This is a genomic window from Metabacillus sp. KJ11-3, from assembly GCF_055808295.1.
In genome coordinates this window covers 3,934,379-3,942,500 of record NZ_CM147865.1, presented here as the reverse complement: position 1 = coordinate 3,942,500, position 8,122 = coordinate 3,934,379, and the positions used below count along the sequence as shown (strand labels likewise).

Annotated in this window: 3 protein-coding genes and 1 pseudogene (1 of these 4 only partly in view); all 4 read left to right on the top strand. The window is 39.6% G+C overall.

Going from position 1 to position 8,122, the window contains the following annotated elements; translation table 11 throughout:
- On the top strand, nucleotides 1-338 hold the 3' portion of the coding sequence (locus AC0L8O_RS19580; RefSeq protein ID WP_473444718.1) for a group I truncated hemoglobin. Its footprint begins 25 nt before the window's first position; 338 of the gene's 363 nt are visible here — the last part of the coding sequence; its start codon lies beyond the left edge, outside the window; its stop codon occupies nucleotides 336-338.
- A 237-nt stretch (nucleotides 339-575) separates the two neighbouring features.
- Entirely contained in the window at nucleotides 576-3,431 is a 2,856-nt protein-coding gene (locus AC0L8O_RS19575) for a glycoside hydrolase family 3 protein (protein WP_473444716.1), read from the top strand.
- A 286-nt stretch (nucleotides 3,432-3,717) separates the two neighbouring features.
- Nucleotides 3,718-6,057 (top strand): glycoside hydrolase family 95 protein, encoded by a 2,340-nt coding sequence (locus AC0L8O_RS19570; RefSeq protein WP_473444714.1) that lies wholly within the window; start codon nucleotides 3,718-3,720, stop codon nucleotides 6,055-6,057.
- A pseudogene (locus tag AC0L8O_RS19565) lies at nucleotides 6,050-8,077 on the top strand (beta-galactosidase). Before AC0L8O_RS19570 ends, AC0L8O_RS19565 begins: the two are co-directional and overlap by 8 nt.
- Nucleotides 8,078-8,122 lie beyond the last annotated feature (45 nt).

The following is an 8,122-nucleotide window of genomic DNA, read 5'->3' as shown; positions in this document are numbered from 1 at the left end:
TCGGTGGAGAAGAGACCGTTGCTAAGGTAGTTGATTATTTTTATTCAGAATTGGTGTTGAAAGATGACACAGTGAACCATTTTTTTAAGAATACCGACATGGAAAAACAACGTAAACATCAAACGAAATTTATAAGTTTTGCTTTAGGTGGTCCCAATCAATACTCAGGTAAGTCCATGGAAAAAGCACATCAGGGACTAAATATTCAACCTGATCATTTCGATAGTATAGCAAACCACCTACACCATGCACTTTCTCATTTCGGAGTAGAGGAATCAGATATTAAGGTTGCATTAGAAAAAGTAGCCTCTTTAAGAGACGATATTATTTATAAATAAACAAGTTTTACACACACATTAAGCAAACAGTCTGGGCACGGGTATCCTCCCGTGCTTTTTTATGTTTACTTCTACAGTTACACTGATCTCCTCCTCATTTAGTCCAAACCACTAAATCTCAATGGATATTATCTCTAATATTTAGGGTATTTGTACGTGCGAATTCAATGGTATCTTAGAAATAATAGATATGTATCCGCTTTCTTATAAAGTAGACAAAAAGGGGAGGGCTTTTATATGAAACCAGTAGATAGCCTGAAAGAAGCTGAAAAAAGCGTAGAAGGATTGCATTTTTTAAATACAGAGCTGCCACTTGAGACAAGAGTAAATGACCTTGTTTCACGTTTAACATTAGAAGAAAAGGTTGAGCAGATGTGTCAGTATCAGCCTGCTATTCCTAGGCTTGGTATCCGTGCACATAAACAAGGAACAGAAGCAGCACATGGGATGGCGTGGTTAGGGGAGGCGACTTCTTTTCCGCAGCCGATCGGTCTTTCTTGTTCTTGGAATTCCGAACTGATGCAGGAAATAGGAGATGTTATTGGAACAGAGGCTCGTGCTTTTTATAAAAGAGATCCTGAGGTGAATGGATTAACATTATGGGCTCCAACAGTTGATATGGAGCGAGATCCTCGCTGGGGAAGAACAGAGGAGGCATATGGAGAGGACCCATATCTGACGGGGAAATTATCAGCAGCGATTGTAAAAGGAATTCAAGGGGATCATCCATTTTTCTTTAAAGCTGTGGCAACTCTTAAGCATTTCCTAGCGAATAACAATGAAATAGATCGGGGAAGTTGTTCAGCAAGTATTGATCCAAGAAATATGCATGAGTATTATTTAAAACCGTTTGAACTGCCATTTAAAGAGGGTGGAGCATACTCTATGATGACAGCCTATAATTCCATCAATGGAACACCGGCCCTTCTTCATCCATATGTAAAGGAAATTGTGAAAGAAAAATGGGGTATGAATGGCTTTATTGTAAGTGATGCAGCTGATTTACTTGGGGTTGTAAATGATCATGGATATTATGATAACCATGCTGACTCTGTTGCACATGCGGTTAAAAACGGAATCGATAGTATGACAGATGATTTTAATACAACAACTCAGGCAATCCGTGAGGCACTTGAGAGATGCCTTCTTTCTGAAAATGATTTGGAGCACGCGTTGCGTAATACGTTTAGAGTCCGTTTTCTTCTTGGTGAATTTGATCCAAAAGAGAATAACCCATATGCAAGCATCCCTGAGTCTGTTATTTGTGATCCAAAGCATAGTGAGTTATCGGCAAGAGCGGCAAAAGAGACGGTTGTTTTACTTAAAAATGAAAACAACACATTGCCGTTGAGTAAAGAAAAGCTAAGCAATGTAGCGGTTATTGGACCGTTAGGAGATGTTGTGTACCGTGATTGGTATTCAGGCAATTTTCCATATCAGGTAACTCCTTTTGAAGGCATTAAAAAGAAATTGAAGGATAAACAAGTAACGTTCAACAGTGGTAATGACAAGGTTATGTTCAAGTCTAATGATCATTATATCGGATTTGGTACAGCAGAAGACAATCCTTTAGTGGCAGATAAAGCGACGAAAGAAGATGCTGCAACTTTTGAAATATCTGATTGGGGCTGGAATAACTATACTTTACGAAGCTTAGAGAATAGTAAGTATGTGACAACAGCAGATGATGAACATGTTTCAGTATCAGCGGATGAAGTGTACGGCTGGTTTGTAAAAGAAGTGTTTCACCTTCTCCCAGATGAAAACGATAATGTAAAACTAACAACATGGAACCATCAAGCGATTCAAGTTAATGAAGAAAAGAAATTAGTGGTAGCGGATGCAAAGGATGCAGCTGAAAGTACTCCTCTTACAAAAGAAATCTTTGAAAATGGATTGGAAAAAGCAGTAGAAGCAGCAAAAAATTCAGAAGTTGCAATCGTGTTCGTTGGAAATAACCCGGTGATTAACGGTAAGGAAGAAATTGATCGTCCTGATATCACATTAGCTGAATCACAGGAAAAATTAATTAAAGCAGTGTATAACGTAAACCCAAATACGATTGTGGTTGTGGTAGGGGGCTATCCTTTCGCGATCAATTGGGTTGACGAGAATATTCCGGCAGTTCTTTATACATCACATGCAGGCCAAGAGCTTGGAAATGCGATTAGTGATGTCCTATTTGGAGACTACAATCCGGCAGGGCGCCTAAATATGACATGGTACCGTTCTGTTGATCAATTACCTGATTTACTAGACTATGACATTATTAAAGGAAAAAGGACGTATCAATATTTTGATGGAGAAGCTTTGTATCCATTTGGTCATGGACAATCATATAGTGAATTTGAGTATGGAGAACTTAGCTTAAGTTCAAAAGAGATCGATGAAAATGGTGAAGTAACCGTAACGGTTAAGGTGAAAAATACGAGTGATGTACCTGGAGATGAAGTTGTACAGCTATACGTTCATGCCAAACAATCCCGTTTCAAAAGACCATTAAAACAATTAATTGGTTTTACAAGAAAGTATATTAGAGCAGGCGAAACAAAAGAAATCTCATTTAGAGTCCCTGCACACGAGTTAGCTGTTTGGGATGTAACAAGAGACAAGTATACAGTTGAAACTGGAGCATATGCTCTGATGGTAGGACAATCTTCATCAGAAATTAAGGTCACAGCGGACCTATTCATTCATGGGGAAGTCATACCTCCGCGCAACTTATACGATGTAACGCAAGCGGAAAATTATGATGATTATCATGAGGTGCTAATTGATGAAGGAGAAAATGGAAAACACTCTGTTCATGCAAAAAGCGCAGGCTCCTGGATCATGTTCTCAGATGTAGATCTAAGTCAAGGTGTTCAGTCACTAGAAGCACGAATTCTAGCAAAATCAACTGTATCAGAAGTTGAAATTCGGCTCGGCAGCCCTGAAGGTGACATACTCGGCACATTACAAGCTCAAACATCAACAGAATCATGGTCAACAAAAACATGTGCAATCGTCACACAACAAAGAATAGAACACGCTGACATATATTTTGTTTTTAAAGATTCAATTTCAATTAGTTACTTTCGGTTTATTGCCTAGGTTTTCACCCTTAAAAGGTGATGATTGAAGTGGAAAGTACGAGTTGAAGGACAATTTAATTTGTAATTAAGATAGAAATGTCTTTCACCCGGCGAATGAAGGACAATTTGAAGGAAAGCCACAGAGTGAATGTCTTTCAAGAGGCGTATGAAAGACATTCGAAAGGAAAGCAAACAATGAAAAGTCTTTCCTCAGGGTAAAGATGACATCCCCACGATAAAACAAGACTCAACAAGCGCATAGATCTCCATGCGCTTGTTAATGTTTAATAGACAGGAGTGAAACCATGAAAAATACTAACCCGATGAGATTATGGTATAAACAACCTGCACAAAAATGGGAAGAGGCACTTCCAATTGGTAACGGCCGATTAGGAGGAATGGTATTCGGCGGTATTCAGCAAGAACGAATTCAACTCAATGAAGACACCCTTTGGTCAGGTGCTCCAGGTGATAAAATCAATGAGAAAGCACATCAACATCTGGAAACCGTACGAAATCTTATTTTTAGGGAGAAGTATGCGGAAGCGGAAAAGCTAATTGAATCCAACATGGTTGGTGAGGATGCTGAGGCATATCAGCCGCTGGGTGATCTTTACATAGAGCATCATCTAGACGAAGCCCCTTCAAGCTATATACGAGAATTGGATTTAACAACAGGAGTTGCGAAAACGGAATATGTAATAGGTGATACAACCTTCACAAGAGAAACCTTCATTAGTGAGCCAAATCAGGTCCTGGCAGTTCGAATTCAATCGAATCAGCAGCCTATTCATATCACAACACATTTTCACTCCTTATTGCGTCACAGAGTTGAAGAAGTTGGTCATAACAAACTGATTGTTCACGGCCGAAGTCCGATCTCGGTCAAAGTACCTGAAAAGATTGAATATGACGATAACCGTGGATTGCAATTTCAAATTCATCTCCAAGCAAATGCAGAGGAAGGAACGGTTCAAATTCAGAATGGAAAAGTAGAGATTTCCGATACCCATTCTGTCACATTGTTCCTGACTGCCAAAACAAATTTCACATCGTTCAATCAAGAACCTGACAATCATCTGGAAAATATGAAATCTGACTGCATAAAATGGATCAACAAAGCATCTGAACTACCTTTTGAAAGCTTAAAAGATTCACATATACACGACTATAACACTCTTTTTAACCGAGTCGACATCCAGCTGGGAAACTCTAAATATAGGAACTTGCCAACTGACGAACGGCTTGAACTTTATAAGCAAGAAAAAAATGATCCGGAGCTTGAAGCACTGTATTTTCAGTATGGAAGATATTTGCTGATCACAAGCTCCCGACCTGGCACACAGCCTGCTAATCTGCAGGGAATTTGGAATCCGTTTATTCAGCCGCCTTGGAACAGTGATTATACAACAAATATTAATACAGAGATGAATTACTGGCTAGCTGAGAGCTGTAACTTAAGTGAATGCCATGAGCCGCTGTTTTCAATGATTAATGATTTAAGTTTAGCCGGGAAAAAAGCAGCCTCTGAATTGTACGGTGCAAAGGGTTGGGCTGTTCATCATAATGTTGATTTATGGCGGATGAGCACACCATCTTCCGGTCAAGCATCATGGGCATTTTGGCCAATGGCAGGAGCATGGTTAACAAGTCATTTATGGGAGCGTTATCAATATACATTGGATGAGCAATTTTTAAGAGACAAGGCATATCCGCTAATGAAAGGTGCAGCAGAATTTTGCTTTGATTGGTTGATTGAGAGTCCTGATGGCTATTTAGTCACCAACCCATCAATATCACCGGAAAATAAGTTTTTAACAGAAGATGGAGAACCTTGCAGTGTGTCTATTTCTTCGACAATGGACATGACGTTGATAAGGGAATTATTCACAAATTGTATTGCCTCAAGTCACATCTTAAACATTGATGAAGAATTTAGACATGAGCTGGAGAATGCGGTCAACCGACTCTTTCCTTTTAAAGTGAATAAGGAAGGCAGATTACAAGAATGGTATAAAGACTTCCCGGAGCATGAGCCCGGCCATCGTCATGTATCACATTTGTACGGGCTATATCCCGGCAATCAAATCAATAAAATCGAAACACCGGAATTAGTAGAGGCGGCAAGAAAAACGTTGGAATACAGGCTTCAAAATGGCGGTGGGCATACGGGGTGGAGCTGTGCATGGCTAATTAATTTATTTGCCAGACTTCACGATCACGACCAAGCTTATCATTATGTTCAAACATTGTTAGCTCGTTCTACACATCCAAACCTTTTCGACGATCATCCGCCATTTCAAATCGACGGAAACTTTGGGGGAACAGCAGGTATTGTAGAAATGCTGCTGCAAAGTCATTTAGAGAAAATTGAGTTGCTGCCGGCACTTCCGCGAAATTGGCCAACTGGCTATGTAAAAGGGATAAAAGCCAGGGGTGGATTCATCGTCAATATTGAGTGGGAAAACGGCCAACTAAAGCTGGCTGAAATACAAGCTACAGCTAAAGGAAGCTTGCAAGTTTCATATAAAAACCACTCTTTTATCATTGAAAAGGAAGATGGAACAACGATATCAAATGCAAAAGCTGTCGCGATGAATGAGAATGAAAGAATATTGATTAAAAGGGGGGAACATCATGATTAGTAAAAAAATATCGAAAATGATTTATGGTGGAGATTATAATCCTGAGCAGTATGATCGTGAAACAATGTTGGAAGATATAAGGATGTTTAAAAAGGCTAACATTGATTTTGTTCGTGTGAATATTTTTGCTTGGGCTACAAGTCAAAAAGATGAAGTCACATATGATTTTACATGGCTTGATGAGGTAATTGACACACTTCATCAACATGACATCAAAGTAGGGATCGGAACAGGTACAGCCGCACATCCTGCGTGGATGGCAAAAAAATACCCGGATATCCTGCGAACTGAATTTGATGGGAAAAGAAGAAAGTTCGGCGGGCGCCATAACTCGTGTCCAAACAGTCCGAACTACCGGAAATATGCCTCTTACTTTGTTGAGAAATTAGTTGATCGTTATCAGAACCATCCATCTGTTTTATTATGGAATATCTCAAATGAATGGGGCGGTGCATGCTATTGTGATAACTGTGAAAAGGAATTCCGTTTGTGGCTGAAAAAGAAATATGAAACACTGGACAAACTGAATAAAGCCTGGAATACAAGTTTCTGAGGACATACGTTTTATGATTGGGATGAAATTGTTGTTCCTAATCTTCTAAGTGAGCATTTCGGTGAAAGACAAACCATGTTCCAAGGGATTTCACTGGACTATGCCCGCTTTAACTCTGATAGTATGCTGGAATGTCATAAAATTGAGTATGAGATGATCAAGAGCGTCATGCCTGATTCGATTGTCACCACAAATATTATGGGTGCATACAAGCCGTTAGATTATCAAAAATGGGCGAAATATATGGATGTTATTGCATGGGATAACTACCCGGGAATTGATACACCGGTCAGCTTCACAGCGATGAGCCATGATTTAATGAGAGGATTAAAAGGTGGCGAACCTTTCATGTTAATGGAGCAAACACCTAGTCAGCAAAACTGGCAAGCTTACAATGCTCTAAAACGTCCTGGTGTGATGCGCTTATGGAGTTATCAAGCGGTTGCACATGGTTCAGATACAGTATTATTTTTTCAAATGAGACGCTCACAGGGTGCATGTGAGAAGTTTCATGGAGCGGTGATCGAACATGTCGGACATGAGAATACAAGGGTATTCCGGGAAGTGGCTGAGCTTGGGGAAGAATTAGTTGATCTATCTGACACATTACTAGATTCACGGGTGAAATCACGAGTCGCGATTGTGTTTGATTGGGATAACTGGTGGGCAACTGAATTCTCAAGCGGTCCATCTGCTTCATTAAAATATGTGGATGAAGTTCATAAATACTACCAAGCTTTCTTTAATCAAAACATTCAGGTGGATATGATTAGTGTGGATACAGATTTATCACAATATGATCTTGTTGTTGCTCCTGTTCTTTATATGGTGAAGCAAGGCTATGCTGATAAAATAGAAAACTATGTTTCGAATGGTGGAACCTTTCTTACAACATTCTTCAGTGGAATTGTCGATGAACAAGATCTTGTAACACTTGGCGGCTATCCAGGAGAACTTCGTAACGTTTTAGGGATTTGGTCAGAAGAAATTGATGCATTGTCTCCAGAGCATAAGAACAAAATTGTTATAGATCAGCAGCTTGGTAACTTAAAAGGAGAATACAGCTGTAACCTGCTCTTTGACCTTATCCATGCTGAAGGGGCACAGGTTCTGGCAACATATGGAGAGGATTTTTACAAAGGTATGCCGGTATTAACAAGAAATACATTCGGAAAAGGCCAGGCATGGTATGTGGCTTCGAGCGCTGATGCCGAGTTTTTACAAGATTTAGTGAGTCATCTTTCAGAAGAGAAAGGATTCCAGGCTGAATTTACAGCACCGGCAGGAGTGGAAATCACCAAACGTTACAAAGATGGACAATGTTTTCTATTTGTCTTAAATCATACGAAAGAGGCTGTTCTAGTAAACATCCAGAATGTAAAGGGTATCAATTTATTAACAAAAGAACAAGTCCAGGAAAGAGTAGAAATCCCGGCACATGGAGTAGCCATTATCGAACAAAAATAAATTTGAGGATGAAAGGCCTTAAAAGGTCTTTCACCCATTTTTAGT

What these genes read in the sequence shown, in the direction of transcription:
- AC0L8O_RS19570 (WP_473444714.1), top strand. Translation starts at nt 3,718, where the DNA reads ATGAAAAATACTAACCCGATGAGATTATGGTATAAACAACCTGCACAA.
- AC0L8O_RS19575 (WP_473444716.1), top strand. Translation starts at nt 576, where the DNA reads ATGAAACCAGTAGATAGCCTGAAAGAAGCTGAAAAAAGCGTAGAAGGA.